The sequence below is a fragment of the Simiduia curdlanivorans genome (genome assembly GCF_030409605.1).
Lineage (GTDB): Bacteria > Pseudomonadota > Gammaproteobacteria > Pseudomonadales > Cellvibrionaceae > Simiduia > Simiduia curdlanivorans.
Genome location: NZ_JAUFQG010000004.1, coordinates 2,260,583 through 2,281,722, shown reverse-complemented (window position 1 = coordinate 2,281,722; position 21,140 = coordinate 2,260,583). Strand labels below are relative to the sequence as shown.

The 21,140-nt window shown below is 49.3% G+C and carries 16 protein-coding genes; 8 read left to right on the top strand and 8 right to left on the bottom strand.

Features of this window, described 5'->3' with window-relative positions:
• Positions 1-105: 105 nt before the first annotated feature.
• Positions 106-2,307 carry a M4 family metallopeptidase gene (locus tag QWY82_RS10135; RefSeq protein ID WP_290261875.1) on the bottom strand — a complete coding sequence of 734 codons (2,202 nt, stop codon included), beginning with the start codon at positions 2,305-2,307 and terminating at the stop codon, positions 106-108.
• Between the two features lie 454 nt (positions 2,308-2,761).
• Here QWY82_RS10135 and QWY82_RS10130 point away from each other — a divergent pair, with 454 nt between their 5' ends.
• From QWY82_RS10130 to QWY82_RS10120, 3 genes are all read left to right on the top strand, one after another.
• Positions 2,762-4,963: an FdhF/YdeP family oxidoreductase gene (locus tag QWY82_RS10130; protein ID WP_290261873.1), complete on the top strand. Its 2,202-nt coding sequence runs from the start codon at positions 2,762-2,764 to the stop codon at positions 4,961-4,963.
• A gap of 27 nt (positions 4,964-4,990) precedes the next feature.
• Positions 4,991-5,605 carry a DUF1287 domain-containing protein gene (locus QWY82_RS10125; protein ID WP_290261871.1) on the top strand — a complete coding sequence of 205 codons (615 nt, stop codon included), beginning with the start codon at positions 4,991-4,993 and terminating at the stop codon, positions 5,603-5,605.
• Positions 5,606-5,757: 152 nt separating this feature from the next.
• Positions 5,758-6,303, top strand: coding sequence for a porin family protein (locus QWY82_RS10120; protein ID WP_290261870.1), 546 nt, complete (start codon positions 5,758-5,760; stop codon positions 6,301-6,303).
• Between the two features lie 140 nt (positions 6,304-6,443).
• Here the strand turns inward: QWY82_RS10120 and rlmE are convergent, their stop codons facing one another.
• Entirely contained in the window at positions 6,444-7,064 is a 621-nt protein-coding gene (gene rlmE / locus QWY82_RS10115) for a 23S rRNA (uridine(2552)-2'-O)-methyltransferase RlmE (protein WP_290261868.1), read from the bottom strand.
• Positions 7,065-7,248: 184 nt separating this feature from the next.
• On the opposite strand from rlmE, the gene QWY82_RS10110 reads away from it, so the two are divergent.
• Both QWY82_RS10110 and QWY82_RS10105 read left to right on the top strand, forming a co-directional pair.
• Positions 7,249-8,904 carry an NAD(P)/FAD-dependent oxidoreductase gene (locus QWY82_RS10110; RefSeq protein WP_290261867.1) on the top strand — a complete coding sequence of 552 codons (1,656 nt, stop codon included), beginning with the start codon at positions 7,249-7,251 and terminating at the stop codon, positions 8,902-8,904.
• Positions 8,901-9,653 (top strand): TrmH family RNA methyltransferase, encoded by a 753-nt coding sequence (locus QWY82_RS10105; RefSeq protein WP_290261865.1) that lies wholly within the window; start codon positions 8,901-8,903, stop codon positions 9,651-9,653. The genes QWY82_RS10110 and QWY82_RS10105 overlap by 4 nt, the downstream gene beginning before the upstream one ends.
• Before the next feature lie 105 nt (positions 9,654-9,758).
• On the opposite strand, the gene QWY82_RS10100 is transcribed toward QWY82_RS10105, so the two are convergent.
• Complete coding sequence (locus tag QWY82_RS10100) at positions 9,759-12,260, bottom strand: choice-of-anchor D domain-containing protein (protein WP_290261863.1); 2,502 nt, start codon at positions 12,258-12,260, stop codon at positions 9,759-9,761.
• Between the two features lie 382 nt (positions 12,261-12,642).
• On the opposite strand from QWY82_RS10100, the gene QWY82_RS10095 reads away from it, so the two are divergent.
• On the top strand, positions 12,643-13,602 hold the full coding sequence (locus tag QWY82_RS10095) for a GGDEF domain-containing protein (protein ID WP_290261860.1): 960 nt from the start codon (positions 12,643-12,645) through the stop codon (positions 13,600-13,602).
• A 483-nt stretch (positions 13,603-14,085) separates the two neighbouring features.
• Positions 14,086-14,862, top strand: coding sequence for an Ivy family c-type lysozyme inhibitor (locus tag QWY82_RS10090; RefSeq protein WP_290261858.1), 777 nt, complete (start codon positions 14,086-14,088; stop codon positions 14,860-14,862).
• A gap of 113 nt (positions 14,863-14,975) precedes the next feature.
• Here the strand turns inward: QWY82_RS10090 and QWY82_RS10085 are convergent, their stop codons facing one another.
• Both QWY82_RS10085 and QWY82_RS10080 read right to left on the bottom strand, forming a co-directional pair.
• The gene (locus QWY82_RS10085; RefSeq protein WP_290261857.1) at positions 14,976-15,251 is read right to left on the bottom strand and encodes a hypothetical protein; all 276 of its coding nucleotides are present in this window, start codon (positions 15,249-15,251) and stop codon (positions 14,976-14,978) included.
• 164 nt (positions 15,252-15,415) lie between these two features.
• Complete coding sequence (locus tag QWY82_RS10080; RefSeq protein ID WP_290261855.1) at positions 15,416-16,261, bottom strand: substrate-binding periplasmic protein; 846 nt, start codon at positions 16,259-16,261, stop codon at positions 15,416-15,418.
• Positions 16,262-16,734: 473 nt separating this feature from the next.
• Between QWY82_RS10080 and QWY82_RS10075 the strand changes: the two genes are divergently transcribed.
• On the top strand, positions 16,735-17,724 hold the full coding sequence (locus QWY82_RS10075) for a transposase (RefSeq protein WP_290261854.1): 990 nt from the start codon (positions 16,735-16,737) through the stop codon (positions 17,722-17,724).
• A gap of 617 nt (positions 17,725-18,341) precedes the next feature.
• Here QWY82_RS10075 and QWY82_RS10070 read toward each other — a convergent pair.
• From QWY82_RS10070 to QWY82_RS10060, 3 genes are read right to left on the bottom strand one after another with little or no spacing between them, the layout of a single operon-like run.
• Positions 18,342-18,467: a hypothetical protein gene (locus QWY82_RS10070; protein WP_290261852.1), complete on the bottom strand. Its 126-nt coding sequence runs from the start codon at positions 18,465-18,467 to the stop codon at positions 18,342-18,344.
• 42 nt (positions 18,468-18,509) lie between these two features.
• On the bottom strand, positions 18,510-18,986 hold the full coding sequence (locus QWY82_RS10065) for an HAD domain-containing protein (RefSeq protein ID WP_290261850.1): 477 nt from the start codon (positions 18,984-18,986) through the stop codon (positions 18,510-18,512).
• Entirely contained in the window at positions 18,983-21,139 is a 2,157-nt protein-coding gene (locus tag QWY82_RS10060) for a hypothetical protein (protein WP_290261849.1), read from the bottom strand. The genes QWY82_RS10065 and QWY82_RS10060 overlap by 4 nt, the downstream gene beginning before the upstream one ends.
• Position 21,140: the final 1 nt, after the last annotated feature.

Sequence of the window (21,140 nt, the reverse complement as noted above, 5' to 3'; positions counted from 1 at the left end):
CACCCTGCTCTTCAGATTTTAATCTGAAAAAATAATGAAATGTAAATGAATAGAGCGAGAAAAAAAGAGGAGCCGTAGCTCCTCTTCTCTAACACGTTAAGCCACTTAGTTAGGCGTAGCCGTGTAGTTCAGGGTCACACCAGATGCCGCAGAGTAGCCGCGAATACCGATGTGCCAAGTACCACTTTGTGGATTAGTGAAACTGCAATTCTCACTGTTGCCATTCCTATAGGGCCGGCAGTCGTAAGACGATGTGGTTGGCTGGCTACCGCGGCGCACATATAAATCAGCATCGCCAGAACCACCACTGATGGTGACATTAAGGTTCGAATAATCACCATTCAACTGCACTGTGTAATATTTCCAAGCACCCCTTGATACAGAAATATTAGAAACAGTTTCATTGATAGGATCTGCACCCGTACCACCTTCGGTGTAGCTACCGGTTAAGGTAACACCAGAGAAGGTCGAATAGGGTTTAACGCGAACATAGTAAGTACCGCCTGTGGCCGTGCCGGTACAGGTTTCGTTATTGCCGTTGGCATAGGGGCGACAATCGTAGCTGCTATCGGTTGGCGCTGAGCCAAACTTGGTGTACAAATCGGCATCACCGCTGCCACCGCTCATGACAAACTGAATGTTGGTGGCACCTGCAGGCACCTGCATGGTGTAGGTTAAATCCGCACCCGTGCTTGCCGCTAAGCCAGTGACTGGAACACCATTTTGCAACACATTATCGGTTGGTGGTGGTGGATCAATCGCACAGTTAGAGTTGCTGGCAGAAGAACTGACACCAACCGCTGCAAGCGATGCATTAACTTGGGCAACATCGTAACCGAGGTCACAGGCTGCATCTAACACACCATTGCCGGCTACATCCCAGTTAGTGTTTGCAGTCCAGTAAAGCCGGTTGGCACGGGCATAGACCTCGAAAGCCTTTTGAGTATTCCAACCAGAGGTGGTTGCCAACAAGTAGAACGCCTTGTTGTAAACACCGGAGCTGTAGTGCACGTCCATGCCGCTGGTGTAATCAGACTGGTGGCCAATAGACTTGCCGTCTAAAGGCGGGTTATCCATGTAACGCAAAGAGCCGTTACCCTTGAATATCTGAGCACCCACTTTCCAATCGTTCGTGCCATTCATGTAGTACTCGGCCGCTTCACCCGCCATATCCGAGAAGGCTTCGTTTAAGCCACCGGACTTACCGGAGTAAGTTAGGTTGGAGTTTTGCTCGGTAAAGCCGTGGCTCACTTCGTGCGCAGAGACATCCAAGCTGACTAAGGGATAGAAGGTGTTGGCGCCATCACCAAAGGTCATCGCCGAACCATTCCAGAAAGCATTTTCGTAGCTATTGGAATAGTGCACGCGCATTTGCAGCTGGAACGACAAGGGTGCCGTACCCACATAGGCATTGTACATATCAAACACTACGCCGCCGAAGTAGTGAGCATCGTTCAACGGTGAGTAAGCACCGTTAATAGATTTCACAGTATTCTGAGGGCAAGTAAAATTAAACGCCGTACTACCCGACGTACCGTGATTTAAATTCACGGTTTTTACGTTGGTATTTTGCATGGTACAGGTACTGCCCGACTGCGATACGTTCATCGCAGGGAAATCTGTACCGTAAAAATATTGACCGGTTTTTTGGTTACCACCAGGGCCAGTCGCGTTGGCGGTTTGTAGATTATCCCGCTCCAACAGCACAGCACCCGTTAAGGCATCAATAATCATGTAAGGGCGCGACGGGGTATCGCCATATTGCACATAGCTAACTTCATAAACCAAACGCGCCTTGCCCGATTCATCCTGCCAGATGGCTAAACGGTTGGTTTCGTTTTCATAACTCATCGGTGTCGAGTTGGCGCGAATAGAGGCGCCGGCCATCGAGTGTGCCTTAGCTCTTTGCATCGCGGCATCGGCACTGATGCGCGCCGTCGTGCTGACAACGTCAGCGGCGATATTATTCAACACCGCACCATGGGCACGCTTGAATAAACCGGTGCTATGACGGCTAATAACCACATCGTCACCCACCACGGGCAAGCCCTTATACAGTTGGGTGTAACGGGTGGTTACCGCACCGTTGGCATCGGTGTAGGTTTTTCTAACTTGTAGCTCGTCACCAGCAGCTAAGCCTAATACCAAGCCATTGTTCGCCTGTTGCATCAAAGCTGGTGTTCCCGCAAGACTGCTGACGAGGTCAGGTCGCTCTTGCAAAAAAGCCCGCTCGGCAGCTTGCGCTGATAAGCAACTCGCGGCGCCCAAAACAAAGGCCGTGAACTTCATATTATTTTTCTTAGTCATCTCACTTATTTCCCTGTTATTCATGGTCAAAAAAATAGGCAACTGCCTATTCTCCGATTGCTCGAGCTACTGCTTCCGCTGGCATTACTGCTTAAGCCATTACTACTAGACGAGGGAAATGCCCGAAAAATTAGGCTAGCGTAGCGCGCGAAAATTCACTAAAGATCAACATGAAGACAGGATGAAAAAATTAAAAGTCACATGAAATAGCTATAAATGAACATTTTTATGATAAAAAAGTGCCACATATGTCAAACTCAAAGGTACACCAGTTCCACACTTGGCGCGCCAGCAGGAGTCGATCCGCGCCAAGGTCATTTATGACCTGTTTGGCCAAACGCTATCTCGTACAGTGAGGTCGGAAGAAGGAGTCAAAAGTACAGAACGGACTCTATTACTTTATCATTAAGCCAAGTTTTCATTTGAGCGGAAAAAACAACACCAAGGTTGTGACATGAATAAAGATTCAAAAAAAATTGTAGGCGGCGGCTTTAATAAAGTGCTCTACACCTTACAAACTGCCAATCGCATCGGCCTGCGCGCCTCGGCCAAAGCGCTCACAGCGAAAAACGCCTGCAAAGCCTGCGGGCTTGGCATGGGTGGCCAAAGAGGCGGCATGACCAACGAGCTGGACGAGTTTCCCTCCGTGTGTAATAAAAGCGTCCAGGCGCAATCAACGGACATTCAAAACCCCATACCGCTTGAAATTTTTAATCACAACCTGAAAGAACTGCAAGAGCTCGACGGCTATGAAGTGGAACACCTAGGTAGACTCGATACTCCGCTATTTAAGGCCAAAGATGCACAATACTTTAAACCCATTAGTTGGGGCGACGCTTTAGCAATTGCTAGCGCGAGGTTCAACGCAGCCCGGCCAGATAAAACTTTTTTTTATGCCTCGGGCCGTTCGTCCAATGAAGCCGGCTTTTTGTTGCAATTATTCGCTCGGGCCTACGGCACCAACAACATCAACAACTGCTCCTATTTCTGTCACCAAGCCACCGGTGTTGCGCTGCAAAATGCTATCGGCTCTGGCACGGCCACCGTCGCACTGGAGGATTTAGCCGACTGTGATTTTGTGCTGCTTAGCGGCGCCAATCCAGCCTCAAACCACCCCCGCTTGCTACACAGTTTAAAAAAATGTCGCGATCGCGGCGGCAAAGTCATTGTCATTAACCCCGCCGAAGAGCCGGGCTTGGTTCGCTTCGCCCTACCTAAAAGCCCCAGCTCGTTAATTGCAGGTGGCCATGAAATTGCATCGGTGTATTTACAGCCCAAAGCGGGGGCAGACGCTTATCTATTTCTTGGCGTCGGCAAAGCAGTACTCGAAGGCCAAAAGCAAGATAGCGAATTTATCGAAAGCCATACCCACCACTACCTTGATTATCTGGCACAAATAGAAAGCACCTCTTGGTTGACCATCGAAATGGAAACCGGGTTAACGCGAGAGGCTATTTCCAATCTCGCAGCAATTTACAGCCAAGCGAAGCGCGCCATCTTTGCCTGGGGCATGGGCTTAACCCACCATAAACAGGGCGTAGAAAATATCGAACACCTGGTCAATGTCGCACTGTTGCGCGGCATGATTGGAAAGCCTGGGGCTGGCTTATTACCGCTGCGCGGCCACAGTAATGTGCAAGGTATGGGCAGCATTGGCATGAAGCCTGTTTTGCCAAGTGAGGTGATCGAAAAATTCGATCAACAACTGGGTATTTTAAGCCCCAAAACTCCGGGCATGGATACTATGGCCTGCCTAGAGGCGGCGTTTCAAAATACGATTGAGGCAGCGCTTTTTCTCGGCGGAAATATCTTAGAAGCCGCACCCGATACCCGCTGGGCCAGCCAAGCACTGGACAATATCCACTTCAAGCTCTTCCTCACCACAACATTAAACAGAGGCCATTTACACGGCACGGACAAGAGCGAGAGCCTGATTTTACCGGTAACCGCCCGAGACGAAGAGCATCAGCCGACCACGCAAGAATCTATGTTTAACTATGTTCGGCTGAGCGATGGCGGTATCACCCGGTTTACCAACGTTAAACCCGAAGTCGAGATAATCGGCAGCCTTGCCAGCGCCGTTATCGACAGCAAGGTATTCGACTTTTCAGCCTTTAGATCACACACAACGCTGCGCCAGGCAATAGCCAAAACCATCAAGGGCCTCGAAGCGCTTGCAACCATTGACCAGACCAAACAAGAATTTCATATCCCTCAGCGCCGGTTAAATCATCCACACTTTCAAACAGAGAGTGGTAAAGCGAGTTTTTTGGCATCGCCGCTGCAACCACACAAAATCAATTCTGAATTTCCGTTCAATCTAATTAGCGCGCGCAGCGAAGGCCAATTCAATACCATCATCTATGAACAAAAAGATACCTACCGAGGCGCGACGCACCGGCAAACTGTTTTTATGCATCAGCAAGACCTGCTCAAACTTGGTTTAAAAGACAATGCGTGGGTGGATATTATTTCCCCCCACGGTGAGGTAAACGGTTTGCAGGTAAAAATATTTAATATCACACCCGGTTCCGTCTTAGGTTACTATCCCGAGCTCAATGTATTGATCGGAAGAGAGCTAGACCCAAGAAGCCGAACACCCGCGTATAAGTCGGCAGCGGTTCAGGTTATAGCCACAAGAACTGCGCGCACATGAAACATCACCTTTTTATTGAGATGAAATATGCCTATCACTTCGGCCACCGCTAAATATCTCATCACCATCGCCAGTCTTGTGTGGCTACATCTGGCGCAGGCTCAGCAGCCCTTAGCGCCTAGGGACATAGTGCAGGCGGCGATGGCGAGGCTGAATCATTCGGTGCATTACGATGGCCGCTATCACTCCATCGCCTATCCAAATGGCGATGTACCGGCCAATATTGGCGTCTGTACCGATGTGATTGTTCGCGCATACCGCAGCCTAGGCATAGATTTGCAACAAAATGTACACGAAGATATGGCTGCGAACTTTAGCCTATACCCGTCCAAGAAAATCTGGGGTTTAAACACGACGGACACCAATATCGACCACCGCAGAGTGCCCAACCTAGAGGTCTACTTCCAGCGCTTCGGCACATCGCTGCCACTCGATGCAGATTTCCAACCCGGCGATCTGGTCAGCTGGCGCTTGCCGGGTAATCTTCCCCATATCGGCATTGTTGTGGATGAAAAGAGCGACGATAAACAGCGCTATAAAATCGTTCACAACATTGGCCGAGGCCCAAGTTTGGATGACATGCTATTTGATTACCCCATTGTTGGGCACTTCCGCTATTTACCGACCATAACTCACCCCTAAGCGGCACCGATGTATCGCGTCTGTCGCATATTTATTCAACTTCGTCGCAGGATTCTTTGAATCAGCACTCAGGCCTAGCTTCACCCTATTGCTTTCAAACTGACACGGCGTATCCTCATGAGCTTTTCACACACCTTAGGAAGGATGAAAGTATGAAAAAAATCGCCATACCTCTATTTACATTACTTACATTAACTGCGGCACAAGCCGCCAACGCAGGCAGCGACAGCGGTTTTTATCTCGGTGGCTCGGTGGGTTCTGCCGTGGTTGAAGCGCAGGAAACCGGCATTGATTTAGACGACAGCGACGTGGGTTATAAAGTCTTCGGCGGCTACAATTTTGGCTTAGTTCCGCTCGTCGATCTCGCCCTTGAAGCGTCTTATTTGGATTTTGGCACCCAGACAGGCGACGCGTCGGGTGGAGAATTCACCCTAGCAACAACCGGTCTTATGGCCTCAGGCCTAGTCGGCGTCAATCTTGGCCCAGTGGGGTTATTTGCCAAGGCCGGCATAGTCAATTGGAACAGCGATTTTAAAGAGCTCGGCGGAAACACCTCAGACTCAGGCTCAGACCCAGCCTACGGTATTGGTGCGAAATTTCAGTTAGGTTCATTTCAGCTGCGCGCTGAATACGAATTGATCGACATTGAAGACGCCGATATCGACTATTTCTCGGTGGGCGCGGCCTACACTTTCTAATCAGCGCTATCGATTAGCAAAGCTTTTGTAAGCTCGCTGTCTTGATCTACCTAGGCAGATACCTGAACTTGCCTAAACATACCTAAATACAGGCGCTTGCACCGTAACACAAGGGGCAAGCGCTTCTTCCTTGCATTCAACTAAGCCTTAAAACCTTTTGCCACGATATACACTTCGCGCGAGCGAGCGCGGGACGCATCTGGCTTGCGGATCACCACCTTGTCGAAGGATGAGCGCACGTCTTTTAAATAGTCGTCGTAACCCTCGCCGTGAAACACCTTAGCGACAAAGGCACCCTTGGGCTTTAATACCTGGCGCGCCATGTCCAGCGCCAATTCCACTAGGTACATAGACGAGGCTTGATCGGCGGCGTTCACACCGCTGATGTTGGGCGCCATATCGGAGATCACGAGATCCACACCGGCACCGTCGAGCAGGGCCAAGATCTGTTCGAACACGGCATCTTCGGTAAAATCACCCTGAATAAAATCTACATCGGCTAATGGGTTCATGGGTAAAATATCGGAGGCAATTACCCGGCCCTTGTCGCCCACCATAGGCGCGACAATTTGCGACCAGCCGCCAGGCGCAGAGCCCAAATCCATAATGACCATGCCCGGCCTTACCAAGCGGTCTTTCTCGATCAGCTCAATCAGTTTATAACTGGCGCGGGAGCGGTAGCCGTCTATTTGCGCGCGCTTCACGTATGGGTCGTTAACATGCTCTTCCAGCCAACGGTTACTGCTTTTGGATCTGGCCATGGCACCACTCTAGGTATGTCGTTATCACCGGGGCCGTTTTGCGGCCATGAAAGTCGGCAATTGTACGCGCTCACCGGTCTGGCGGCAAAAACATCCCGCCTTAGAAAACTGGCTATTTCGACGCCCCTAGGTACAATTACCGCTATTTTTAGCCTTTGCCGGAGACACCGGCCAGGAAGCCCGCATGCTACGAATCACCGAACTCGCCCTGCCCCTCGACCACGCGCCCGAGGCGCTCAATCAGGCGATTAGCCAACGCCTAGCCATAGACCCCAGCGACCTATTACAGGTGCAGGTGTTTAAGCGCAGCTACGATGCGCGTAAAAAGAATACGGAAATCAAATTCATCTACATTGTCGACGTGGAAGTGCGCCATGAAGCCGCCCTGCTCGCGCGCTTTGAACAAGATACCCACATCAAACCCGCGCCGGATACCCACTACTACCCTGTGGCGACAGCGCCCGAAAAACTAACCGAACGGCCTATTATTATTGGCTTCGGCCCCTGCGGTTTATTCGCCGCACTGATCTTGGCGCAAATGGGCTTTAAACCCATCGTGCTCGAGCGCGGCCGCGACGTGCGCACGCGCACCAAAGACACCTGGGCACTGTGGCGCAAACACGAGTTAACGCCGGAATCAAACGTGCAATTTGGCGAGGGCGGCGCTGGGCTTTTTTCCGACGGTAAACTCTACAGCCAAATTAAAGACCCGAAATTTTACGGCCGCAAAGTGATGCACGAATTTGTCCGCGCCGGCGCGCCGGAAGAAATACTGTTTGTCAGCAAACCGCACATAGGTACCTTCCGCCTAACCGGCGTAGTGGCGGCCATGCGCGAAGAAATTATTGCCCTAGGTGGCGAGGTGCGCTTTGAAAGTAAAGTGACCGACATACGTCTCGACCAGAACGGCAACAATCACAGCGATCAAAAACACAGAGTACAAGGTGTAACACTCGCCGACGGTAGCCGCATCGATAGTCGCTATGTTGTACTCGCCCTCGGCCATAGCGCCCGCGATACCTTTAGAATGCTGCATAAAAATGGCGTGTTCGTGGAAGCAAAACCTTTCGCCATCGGCTTTCGTATCGAGCACCCGCAATCACTCATCGATACCGCGCGACTAGGCAAATACGCAGGCCACCCAGAGCTGGGCGCGGCCGATTATAAAGTGGTACACCACGCGAAAAATGGCCGTGCGGTGTACAGCTTTTGCATGTGCCCAGGCGGCACTGTCGTGGCCGCCACCTCTGAAGAAGGTCGCGTTGTCACCAATGGCATGAGTCAATATTCCCGCAACGAGCGCAACGCTAACTCGGGTATTGTGGTAGGCATTAATCCCGAAGAGGATTTCCCCGGCGGCCCACTCGCGGGCGTTGAGTTGCAAGAAAAATTAGAATCTCACGCCTATGTGTTAGGTGGTGAAGATTACAGCGCGCCGGCGCAATTAGTTGGCGATTTTATTAAAGCCAAAGCCTCAACCCAATTAGGTGAAGTAGAACCTTCCTACAAACCCGGCATCAAACTTGTCGATCTCGCCAGCAGCTTGCCGAAATATGCCATAGACGCCATTCGCGAAGCCCTGCCCGCCTTCGGCAAACAAATTCGCGGCTTCGATAGAGCCGATGCGATTTTAACCGGCATAGAAACCCGCACTTCATCGCCCGTGCGCATCACCCGCGACCACCACACACTGCAAAGCTTAAATACCCAAGGCCTTTTTCCCGCGGGCGAAGGTGCGGGCTACGCTGGCGGCATTTTATCGGCCGGGGTAGACGGCATCAAAGTCGCCGAAGCCTTAGCCATAGCGATGCTGGAAGATAGGGGTGAAGTAGCGCAATGAAAATTGACGACATAAAAAAACTGCACCAGAAAAAATACCGCGCGGAATTTGGCTGCTATTTAGTCGAAGGCGAGCATCTCATTCTAGAACTGGAGAAGGCGGCAGATAAGCAACCTAACCTCCAAGACGCGAAACTATTTGTTACGGAAAATTATCAGTATTGGCAAACCCGGTTCGAAAAAACAGTTATTTCCGAACGGCAAATGCAGCAAATATCCGACACCAAATCACCGCAGGGCATTGTGGCCCTGGTGCCCATCCCCAGTGCAAAAAATCTCGCTAGGGCCAGCTCGACATTAACGTCCGACGAAAAAAATAGCGCAGAGCGCGCCATCTATTTATTTGAAACCCAAGACCCAGGCAACCTCGGCACCATTTTACGCACCCTCGCCTGGTTCGGTAATTTTCGCTGTTTATTAAGCCCCAACAGCGTCGACCCCTACAATCCAAAAGTCGTGCGCGCCAGTATGGGTGCTATTTTTCATTTGCCGCTGGAATTGGACGTAGAACTCGCTGAGTTAAACCAACGCTACTCGCGCGTTGCCTACTTAGATATGGAAGGCGAAACTATCGGCCATAACAGCTTCGGTGATTTTCAATGCTATCTATTTGGCAATGAGGCTCGCGGTGTACCCGAGCAAGCGAGACAGGATCTACGGGCCCAAGCCTTTACCATCCCCGGCTCTGGGACTATTGAATCCCTTAACTTAGCCAGCGCCGTGAGCATTTGCGCTTATCAGCTCAGTTAAACAGTAGACTCAGAAAGAAAAAAGCCGCGCTAGGCAAATTCTCCATAGCGCGGCGAAGGGTGTTCATCAATTACAGTTCAATCAATTTGGCGCGTCAGTTTTTGCTTAGTTACCGCAAATATTACTGATCTTATGTAGTTCTGCTTCTGCACCGGCAAAGGCAAAAGAATTACTGTCACTAACATGGTAGAAAACTGCGCCATTGGGGAATAGCACAATACCAATACCACCGTAACCAGACATGTAAGTTACCCAAGAGCCCGCTGGGCAAAGTGGCGAGCTACGCTGGCCCATATCATAAGTCCACATACCGTTTATATAAGTTGACTCACTGCCGTAGGTTTCCAATCCGTTATCACTGCCTTTTAATAACATGTCATCCATAATGGCTGGGTCTAACACCTGCTGGCCGTTAATCACACCGCGATCATTAACCAACTTACCGAGCTTGACCATATCATCGGCGTGCCAGTTCATGCCGTGACTCCAGAACGGATCGGCTGGGCTGGCTTGAGTGCGCACGGTGGTGTAAGTAGCCGGGCTTAACTTCAACGGCTTGTACACCTCATTCACTAACTTATCGAATAGATCGCCAGCGGCGTAGTAATTATCCATGGCCACGCCGGCAATGTAGGTATCCGATGAGTGATAGGAAAAGTGTGTGTTAGGTGTGGCCTTGCGAATATAGCGCTCGCAAGCGTGCTTGATTTTTTCCGCGTGGGTAAACACCAAGAAGAAATCATTTAACACTGCTGTGCTGCCCTCGTCACCCTCATAAGATGAAAGGCGATAATTCCCCGTGGCCATATCCAAGGCATTTTCAACGGTCACATCGCTCCAAATAGACGCTGTGCCGTTAATGCCATCCTGACATTCGCTCACGTAGTCGGCCACTTTCATGTTGCGCGCTACAGCACCGTCTTGCTGGCTCAATAAAGCATGGGCGAAGTTCGCCACCGCCGTTTTCGCCGTTGAATAAGACGGCAAGCCCATGACCTCGCAGAAGGGGTAATTGCCATTTTGTGTCACGCAGGGCGCCGCGTAATGAATGCCGTTGTAGTAAACCCCGTGAGTGGTTTCACCTGAGGCCTGCTCTGCGGCGATATTACTCACCACAACACCAGGGTAATCCACCGCCAATTCAGAGATGGCTTTCGTGGGGATACGGTTAAGCACTTCCGCTTCGTAGTTAGCGATTAAATTCGATGTATCGCTAACGGCGCCGGGCACATAGCTGGCCGACACCAAGCCCCACAAGTTGTAATTAAAATACAAACAGGTTTCGCCACCCACTTGCACGGCCACCTTGGATACAGAGCCGTCGTTTTTAAACAAGAAGGTTAGTATGCCGTTATGGGTACAATTGGCTTGATTCTCTTGTAGCGAAAAGGGAATGGCGGCACGGGAAAAGCCTTGGTCGTTGTTTTCATCCCAAACCCGCCCGGGTTCTAGAATGTAATTCCAATCGCCGTGGCCGGTTACAACAAGACCGCGCTGCTGGGGAATGATGTGCGAACCGGTTTGCACAAACTCAAAGTCAAAACTGGGTAAGGTATTGGGCGACACATAGTTACCCGCTTGCGCCCGACCCGATGTTGTTTCATTAAAGCTCAGCGCCGTATCGTTACCAGCATTGAGCACCAAGCGACCAGAAAAACTGTTACTCGGTTGCTTAGCTTTGGAATTATCGGCATTAAGTTCAGAGGTGCCGTGGCTGTACTGACTGAAATCCACCATGCCAATACTTGAGCCATTGAGCTGGGCGTAACTCAGCGCCGTGCGATTGACATTGCCATCACCAGTAAAGCTGTGCAGCGAGCCAGACGGTGGTGTGACCACATCACTTCCGGTGCCGGTTAGCGATAACGTTGTTGGTGTATCGTTATTGGCAATACTCAGCGAAGCACCGACACTGCCCACAACGGTGGGCGTAAAATTCACGTTAAAGCTACAACTCGTGCTGGGGCTTAAGGTGGTATTGGCGCAATTATTATTTGCCAAGGCAAAGGGAGCGCTGGCGCCGGTCATGCTGGTGAGGGTTAGGTTTGCATTGCCGGTATTTGAAATGGTCACGGTTTTGCTGGCGCTGCTGCCGACAAGTACCGAACCAAAAGCAGCACTCCCGCTGAGCGATAGTTTAGGCGCGGGCGCGGCTGAGCCGACAATACTAATGCCGTCAGCGTAGCAGTAGTCCGCCGCACTACCGGTTTGTACATAGCGAATATAGGTGGTGCCACCAGTGATGGTTTTGGTGGCATTAAAAAACGAGCTATTGTCCTGCCCGTTGTTCAAGGTTATCAGGGGTGTACCCCAATTTTGGTTAGAGTTAGAAACATAGACATCGCAGCGGTCATTGGTTTCCAAACTACTTGCAGCAACGGATACCGTCACATCGCCGTCGGCCGAAAAACTGCGTTCGGCGGTAGCGCCACCTTTAAGGCGCAGTGCGTATTGGCCGATGGTGACGTTAGTTACGATGGCCGTTGTACCCGTAGTACTCCAGCCGTCGGCATTGCCATCTTCAAAATCTTCTTGGACGTCTGCGTGGCAACCCAGCGACATACTCGCGAGCAAAGCTGAGGCCAAGATCAATTTAACTGGACGCATAATTTTATCCCGTATGACTCGATTAGTTATTATGTGCAAAAGCGCGCTATTTACAGTCGATCCCTAGCCACCTCAGCAGCCCCGATTGGGCACAGCAACGCGTCTCGCTGCACCTCGGCAACGCGAATCATCCACCGCTAGATCTAAGGAAACCCGATAGTAACAACGGCGTAGAAACACCATAGAGCCACTTAATAGACGCCTATTGGTCCAGACGCTTAACAAGCGCTGGAATGTCAGAAAGCACATGCGGGTATTACGTGTTGAATAAGCGCTTAACCTGATAAAAACCAAGCACTTAGCTCAACAGCAGGTTTTTTATTGGTCTATACTGAGTGCTGGTTTGAACTCCATAACGTATAAATTGTGGTAGAGGTGGTCTTTGTTTGTATTCGAAAAGCTGTTTGACGGCAGCCTAATGCCCCACGGTCATTGTTTACTTTGGCGAGAAGATCTACTGTTTCTTCATCTAGGTGGCGACATTCTAACGGCGCTCTCCTATGCCATCATTCCAATAACCCTCGTTTATATCGTACGAAGCCGCGACGACCTGCGTTTCGATTGGATTTTCTGGCTTTTCGCCGCCTTTATTTTTTCCTGTGGCGTCAGTCACGTGATGGGCATAATCAATATTTGGCACGGCTATTATTTTATTGAAGGCCTGGTAAAGTTCGGCACGGGGCTGATCTCTACAATAACAGCCATTATGTTACTCAGGCTGATACCGAGCATTCGTAGAATTCCTAGCACCAGACAACTGGAGTTAAGTAATCGAGAGTTACTTACCGTGAAAGAAGAGCTCATAAATGCCAACAGAACACTCGAACAGCGAGTGCAAAGACGAACAGCAGAATTGGAAAAATTAGCCCGTACCGATGCGCTAACCGGGGTTGCCAACCGCGGCGAAATCATCCGCTTAGGCCATAGCGAATTCGCTCGAGCTAAGCGCTACAACCGCAATTTTTCCGTGATTATGATTGACATCGATTTGTTCAAGGAAATTAACGATACAAAAGGCCACCAAGCTGGTGATGATGCATTGAATCACGTCGCCCAAGCACTCAAAGGGTGCTGCAGAGAGGCTGATTATCTAGGCAGGTATGGCGGCGAAGAATTCTTAATGGTGTGCCCAGAAACAGATACTAATGCAGCGAACCAACTGGCAGAGCGATGCCGCCTCGTCGTGATGGAACTACCCGAGACCCCAAAAATCACCATCAGCTTAGGCGTTGCGGATATCGCTGACGAAACAGATCTAGAGGCACTTATACACGATGCTGACGCAGCGCTATATCGAGCCAAGGAACAAGGCCGAAACCGGGTTGTTTGTCACCGAAGTTAAATGAAGCGTCAGTAAAAACGGAGGCTTTACAAAAATTTTCATCACCCCTCCTATCTTAAGGAGTTTGAAAACTACTCGCAGATTCGCCACCTCCGTTCAGATCTATAACGCCACGGCTTACCTAGCACGGACTTCTCCATTGCGCCCAAAAGTCACATTTAGTGAAATCAATGCCGTCAACCTCGGCGACTTATTGACGATTCCCTATTTGCATTCAGCCTCACTGAAGGCCACTTATTAAAAAGCCAACTGCGCGGCACAGGATCACCATCCGCCCGCCCTAGCCAAATTTCGACTAAAAAAATGCACAACCCTCGTAACCACCAGCGCTGAGCCTGGCGAGCAAAAAGCAACAAATACCGCTAGACGAAAAACAACCGCTAGCGCAGAATGCCCGCCGCTAACAGCCGTGAAACCCAATCATCGCGCGCCTTAGCAACGCCATTCGGCTAAACATAGACTCTTTTCTAAAGTATCCTTTTCATGCGTATTCAAAAACTTCTGCTCAGCGCAGCGCTTTGCCTGTGCCTAATTGGTTGTGTCTCGTCGTTATTAGTAGGCAATCAAATGCAGGCCCGGTTGATGGGAGCCCTATTAACACCCCTAATAGGCTTCAACCCCGCCGATGTAGACCTGTTCGAAATTCCCTTGGTGAAAGATCGTATGACCGCGATTTTGGGCGATAGCTACGAACCCACCATGAAATTATTGAACACAGCCCAAAGCATCCAAAAGGAAGGTGCATTATATTATGTGGTGTCCCGCTACGCGCCCAGCGAAGTGCGCGAAATAGCCGACCAAGCCGCCATGGTCTGGAACGCCGACACCAACCAGATGGCAGTAATGTTGATACAAGATGGCATGCCCCAGGTGTTCTCAGAACAAATCGCCAACGCCAAGGAAGCGCTAATACCCACCTTGCCCGTTGAGGTGCAAGCGCGCCTAGATCAAGCCCTCGAGTTCAAAAAGGCACACGAAGAAAAAGTCCAAGCGCTGCTGAATGTTGAAAATACGATAGAAAAAGAAATGCAAAAAGCCGTGGCATCTACCGTTAGCAGCGCCAGAGAAAACGCAAAAGCCGCGATTATTGAACAGGTTGGCGACCAAGCGCTTGTGAAAGATATCGAAGCCGGAGTCTCTGCCGCTAAGTCTGCCAAAGCGACAACAAAAGCCGTAGAGGCTGAATTGAAAGCTGAAAAAACCGCGCTAGAACAAACGCCCGATGATATTAAAAAGGCAGCGAAAGACGTAAAAAATTAACGCTAGCGTTTAAGCACTAACACGAGCGCGCTTCGGCGCGCTTACTGCTTGCTGCTTGCTGCTTGCTGCTTGCTGCTTGCTGCTTGCTGCTTGCTGCTTGCTGCTAAGCATAATCACCCCCGTTTAATACGCACGACTTTCATCGTTTCAAACGCCATACCAGCAACCGTTTCCTGTTCCGGGTAATAGGTGATATTCACCCTAGCGCCTTTCAAATTTTGATACTTGCCTTTGCGCTTGAACTTAAACGGCACATCGCAGCCCTCAACCATCACCGTGTGCAAGACCCAATCATCCTGATCCCGCTGCACGTGTGATACCACTTTCATCAGTTCTGAGTGAATAAGGTTTCGGTTCTTATCGACGAGTTTTTTAGGGTCTGATTGCATAGTAAGTATTTTAGATTGACTGGTAGGTGAAAAGATCCCGCGACATAAAGCCGGGCAAATGGAAAAATGCCTCCATCCTAAAGATGGCAATGTAGACTGGCAACCTAAAGACTATAGTCCCTTGAAGTTGGGATCGGGACTTCTGCCCGCGCGATTTAAGCATCTCACATCTCCTCACCTAAACGCTGCTCGATAGGCGCTTCGAACGTATCCATCGCGTCGATAGCAAACAAATGACCTTTACGATAGACGATGCCATATTCCGCTAAAATGGCTGCATATACGCCGGAGGCACGCAATTGGGCGAGGCCCAGGTTAATGGCTGTCAATTTTGCAGCGGCATACTTTGCGTTTTTGGCCACACCCACGTACATCGCTTGCACAGCCAAAGGCTGCTCCGCCTGTACGATGTCTTGTGCGCTAGGAGAATACTGTTGACGCAACATTGCTCGCACCACAAATTCCTCGCCGACTATCGCATCCACACGCCCCGCCATTAGCATGCGCACCTGCTGCTCATAGCTGGTGACTTCAACACGTACCATGCCAGTATTATCGTCAAACTCGTCGCTAACGCGGGCGCCGCGCATGAGCACGACCTTAAGACCTTTCAAGTCTTCCAAGTCCTTGAAATGAATTGGCTTTTTGCTGTGGTAAAACAACGCGGTTTGGGACCAGCCCAAAGGTTCAGAGAACAATAGATACTCGGCCCGCGCGGCACTTTTATAAAGTGGCGCTATCGCTTCAACCTGTCCTTGCTGTGCCCAGGAGAGCGCCCGGGGAAAGGGCATAAACTGGATCAACGGCTCATAGCCCCTATCCTTTAACGCGAGCGTCAATACGCGGGGCACCCAGCCTTGCTGTGGTAACAGCAGCCCAGCGTGAGGAGCAAGTTCAGCAGCGACCACTTGAATCTCAGCCCCATGAACGGGTAGCGCTATGGCCAATACAGAAAATAGAATGCCGAGAATCTTCATGCCGTGCTTACCGGCTGCGTAAAACTTAAGCATAGCGCAGGCTGACGTGTTGTGCCGATGGCAATCGACAATAGGGGGCAGCCATTCACTACACGAGGCTGCACATCAGTTACTCCCTCCACCGAAGGCTGGGTACTATGAAAACATAACCGGTAACATAACAGCATAACCAGGACTGCATAATCGGAGTGCATAATCGGGACTAAACATAATCGGGACAGCCACCCTAAAAACATAACCGCATTGCATAACCGGAGCATAACCAGGACCAGCATAACCAGGACAGCCACCCTAATAAAACATAACCATCCAACATAACCATCCAACATAACCATCCAGCATAACCATCCAGCATAACCATCCAGCATAACCAGGGCCAGCATAACCAGGGCAGCCACCCTAATAAAAGATAACCATCAGTCACAAAACAATCCATACTAATTAACGGTAGGCGACACGCTAATTTGCGCGTATAAATGATTTAAAATCGCTACCGGTGATCAGGGATGACTAAACCGCGCAAACAACTTATCGATGCTGACACCACACCTTTCTACCATATTGTGTCTCGCTGCGTGCGCCGTAGCTTTCTTTGCGGCATAGATACGCAGGGAAATAATTTCGAGCACAGACGTCAGTGGATTGAAGACAAAATACTCGCCCTGCCCCACATATTCGCCATCCACGTATGCGCCTATGCCGTTATGTCGAATCACTACCATCTGATTCTAGAAATAGACGCTGCGCAAGCTGAAACCTGGACAACTGAAGACGTTATTCAGCGCTGGCACCTACTGTTTAAAGGTAATCTCTTCAGTCAACGATTTTTACGGGGTGATCAACTCGCAAGCGCTGAGCGAGAGGCGCTTGATAGTTGCGTTGCAGTGTGGCGTAGCCGGCTGGCAAATATCAGTTGGTTTATGCGTCAAATCAACGAACCCATTGCGCGTGATGCCAACTCAGAAGACAACTGTACCGGCCGCTTCTGGGAGGGCCGGTTTAAATCTCAGGCGCTACTTGATGAAAAAGCTCTAGCTGCGTGCATGGTCTATGTCGATCTAAACCCTGTGCGCGCCAAGATAGCAAAAACACCGGAGCAATCTGATTACACCAGCGCTAAGCGCCGCATCACTAAAGCCAAAATTGCCCACAATCCAAACCACAAACAACAACAGCCAAAGTCTCTTCGGCCATTTGTAGGTAACCCAAAGCAAGATATACCAGCAGGCTTACCGTTTAAGTTAGCCGACTATTTGGATCTGTTGGATTGGACAGGCAAACAAATGCACAGCAATAAACGTGATGCTATCGTTGCGGAAACTCCCCCCATACTAACCCGTCTCGACATAGATCCAAAACACTGGCTCTACAGCGCCACACAGTTTGAAAGTCGGTTCAAGGGCTTAGTGGGCGGGGTTTATAAATTAAAACAAGCCTGTCAAAAACTAGGCTATCAACGCACGCCAGGCTTAGGTAGCTGTCGTTTGCTTAGTTGAGCCGACTTACACACCTTCCCCACAATCGAATCGCCGCCGGAAGAATTTTTGTCGAGCCAAACTTGGCATTTTTTCGCATAAAAGCTCAATTGAAAATCTAACTTGGATTTGCTTAACTCCAGTTTGGCGTTATTGATCAAGTTGCGTCGATTTCTTAAATTCGGATTTAAGATGGATGTCCCAGTTATTTCCTTAAATTCGGATTTAAGGTGGATGTCCCAGTTATTTCCGATGTCCCAGTTATTTCCCATGCATGAATGTGGACTTTGAATTCTTTGGCGTATTCGGCTAACCAGTACGGAGCAGGACATATCCTCCTCTAAGCCGAAGCAAACCTATCGATTATTGCCGCACCGAACGATGTGTTGACCAATACCTATGAGAGATATCCGAGGTAGTCTTGCCATCTCAGCATCCTTGCCGCCATTGAAGCGTGAGGTGAATGTAACACTGGGGTTTAGATGTAGACGGTAATCTCAAAAGATGATTTATACGCCTTTATTCTTATCTGACCCCGATTGCCTTCCTCCAACTGCATCCGTACTGTTATCGATAAGGTCGAGCCTTGAAATTCCGTGAATGCTTTCCGAATTCGGGTCCTAATGTGTCCAGCTATCTCATGGCTTAATCAGCAATGAGCCTGAATGCTCTTCGGAATAGATACCGATCTCTATGGGATAGCTATCATTGCCCAAGGCTGAGGCCTCGATATCAATAATAATGAGCGGATCAATATTGAGCATATTTCTTCCTATTTCGACACTGGCGCTATGGTTATATTTGCATCAGCGATTTAGATAACGAATACAGTCATCTTGTATGGCTTCTGTAATCCCAATACTGGCATCAGTAATAAATATATTGTTTCGGCCTGGGTAGTGCTTGGGCTGGTCATCAATCGCTATCCAGCGCGCAGTGGGCAGTTTGTTGCTGGCGATATACGTCAGGCACTCCTTGTATCTGATCTGGCCCTTCTTGTATTCCTTGAAGTCCCCACCAAAGTGACCGTTTACCCCAACGACCTTACCGTCGAAGACTTCATTAAACTGATCTACTCTGAAATCTCTCCGCCAGGCACTGCTGATAACGATCCCCGCCCCTGTCGCTCCAACAATCGCAAGAACACGAGCAACAAGCTCGGGCAAAAAGAAGGTTGGATCTTTCATGCACTGCTCCCAGTGCATATGTGTACCTGAGTTCAACTTGTGAACTACACCGTCTATATCTAAAAAGATTAATTTCTCTAGCTGGGAATCACTCATATAGCGGTGCCATCGATGTACGTATTAATCAGGTAAATAAGTTCGTCGTCTTGTTTGGCAAGCTCCTCAGAGTATTCATCAAAATAAGCAAGAAGTGGCGTGTTCTCGGTGATAATTGACGCCAGTCTGTAGAACTCAGGCTGCACCAATATCGTCCATCTTAGTGCTTTGGCAACATTCTCAGCATCCTGTTTTTCAAGGCTTTCCTCGAAATAAGCCATAATACTGTCATCGGTTATACGATCACCCCAAAATGTAAAAGGCAAAGCAATCAACAGCAATATCGAAGCTAAAAAGCAAGATGTTTTTAAGGGTAAGAATCTCAATATGCTTTTATTGGTATCCGGCTCGACATGCTTAACTTCAGCTCCAACCTCATATTTCGGCGTTTTGGGGGCACGAGCAGGAAGTAATCCCACAACCTGAAACGGGATTTTTATGGCTGTCATCAATACCAAGAACAAGCTCAGAGCCATAGAAATGGGTGGCACCAACGTTGAGCGAAGCGCTTCCTTTCCAGCCTCTTCATACTTGCCGCCATCTTCGAACTTTGACTCGCTTGACCGGGCCAACTCGATCATACGCTTGGTTTCTCTCTTTACTTGAGGAACGACAACCTTGTTATAGAAGGATGTATTATTCCAATCAAAGCGCATGCCTATTACATAAGCGTCATCGCCTATGCGGTTGCGTATTTTCTTTTGAAGTGAGCTGCTTTCTTGAAACTGTACCCACGAAAGCCCCGGCTGCAGATCAAGGCCCTGCTTCTTAATTCCACGACGCCATTCTATCTTAGCTTCACTTTGAACATAAGACTTAACAGACTCGCGGAACGCAGGCTTCTGAGTAAGATCCCAGCTATCTGCCAGTGTTAAGCCATTCTTACGTAACTCATTTCTGGCTTTATCCTGTGTAACGGCGTGATCTTTAAACTCAGTGAATGAGCTTATACCAACGGGGTAACCACCAGAATCTTTCTTAAAATCGTCCTCAAAGGCCAGGATTAACTTTTTCTTATACCAAGAAACATCATCCACGATCACTAGCACGTAATCATTTGAGATATCTTTACCCTGATAGAGTTTTGCGCCATCCAACAACAAGGCCAGACCACCCGATAAATACCACGAACCTAGTTTAGTAAATGTCTTTTCAGCCCAAGACCGTTTTTTTAAGCCGTAGAAATCTGCCAGTGCTAGCTTGGTGAGACCATGTCTCTTAGCTTCGCGATCAAATCGATCATTCGCATTATTGCGGCATCTGACAGCCCGGTCACGACTCTTTTCCTCTGCACATCCTGAGAGTCTTTTGAGCTCTTTCTTAATGTCTGGCGTAACATCTTGCGCCTTCGCATCCATTTTGCTATCAAAGGATTTAACGGCCTTTTGGTATTTTCCCCAGCCAGTATCAATATTATTTAAAACCATTGACCATTGTTTATCGGACTCACCAGGCCAAGAATTGTAGGCATGTTCATAATCGATAGAGGCATCATCATACCGGCCATACATATCACGAACCTCTTCCTTTAGCCGCTTATAGTCAGCATAGGTATCATCAAAGTCGAGTTTTGCCTTTTCTGCTACATAGCTTTCAACAATGTTCTCAGCCTTCTTTTCAAAGCGCTTCAATAGTCGCTCATCAGAGAACAGGAGGCCTGAGAACACCGATAAAAACGTCTTGTCCTCCGGTGTTAAAGGCGCATCACGGTCGATATCTATCCCCTCTAGCTGAATAGTTTTCATTGCTAGCGACTGCTTAGCTATCTGAGCTCCGTAGGCCTGCTGTCGCTCCTTCGCGGTCGACCCATTGATGAGGTAATGATCTACCAATATTTTTTGCCCAAAGAACGTGGTCGGCCATATGATGGCAAAGGACAATATTGCGACAATTAATATTGATAGGGGATTTTTAAGTCGCCCTTTTGTGACCCATAGATCCATGACGAGCATGGACATGCCGATACCACTGATACCTCGGCCAAATAATTCAACCGTTTTAATATCGTACTGGAATCCTGTTGATCCACTGGCTGCATCCACCAAAGCTGCATTAAAGATGATTTCAGGGAGTAAATAGAATATCCCCATGGATAGCATCAACAGCTTCCAAAAGAGTGGGACTTGATATTGTGGCTTGCTATTAGTCGTCATA

Coding starts and splice junctions, on each gene's coding strand:
- QWY82_RS10135 (WP_290261875.1), bottom strand. CDS start 2,307: ATGACTAAGAAAAATAATATGAAGTTCACGGCCTTTGTTTTGGGCGCC.
- QWY82_RS10130 (WP_290261873.1), top strand. CDS start 2,762: ATGAATAAAGATTCAAAAAAAATTGTAGGCGGCGGCTTTAATAAAGTG.
- QWY82_RS10125 (WP_290261871.1), top strand. CDS start 4,991: ATGCCTATCACTTCGGCCACCGCTAAATATCTCATCACCATCGCCAGT.
- QWY82_RS10120 (WP_290261870.1), top strand. CDS start 5,758: ATGAAAAAAATCGCCATACCTCTATTTACATTACTTACATTAACTGCG.
- rlmE (WP_290261868.1), bottom strand. CDS start 7,064: ATGGCCAGATCCAAAAGCAGTAACCGTTGGCTGGAAGAGCATGTTAAC.
- QWY82_RS10110 (WP_290261867.1), top strand. CDS start 7,249: ATGCTACGAATCACCGAACTCGCCCTGCCCCTCGACCACGCGCCCGAG.
- QWY82_RS10105 (WP_290261865.1), top strand. CDS start 8,901: ATGAAAATTGACGACATAAAAAAACTGCACCAGAAAAAATACCGCGCG.
- QWY82_RS10100 (WP_290261863.1), bottom strand. CDS start 12,260: ATGCGTCCAGTTAAATTGATCTTGGCCTCAGCTTTGCTCGCGAGTATG.
- QWY82_RS10090 (WP_290261858.1), top strand. CDS start 14,086: ATGCGTATTCAAAAACTTCTGCTCAGCGCAGCGCTTTGCCTGTGCCTA.
- QWY82_RS10085 (WP_290261857.1), bottom strand. CDS start 15,251: ATGCAATCAGACCCTAAAAAACTCGTCGATAAGAACCGAAACCTTATT.
- QWY82_RS10080 (WP_290261855.1), bottom strand. CDS start 16,261: ATGCTTAAGTTTTACGCAGCCGGTAAGCACGGCATGAAGATTCTCGGC.
- QWY82_RS10075 (WP_290261854.1), top strand. CDS start 16,735: ATGACTAAACCGCGCAAACAACTTATCGATGCTGACACCACACCTTTC.
- QWY82_RS10070 (WP_290261852.1), bottom strand. CDS start 18,467: ATGCTCAATATTGATCCGCTCATTATTATTGATATCGAGGCCTCAGCC.
- QWY82_RS10065 (WP_290261850.1), bottom strand. CDS start 18,986: ATGAGTGATTCCCAGCTAGAGAAATTAATCTTTTTAGATATAGACGGT.
- QWY82_RS10060 (WP_290261849.1), bottom strand. CDS start 21,139: ATGACGACTAATAGCAAGCCACAATATCAAGTCCCACTCTTTTGGAAG.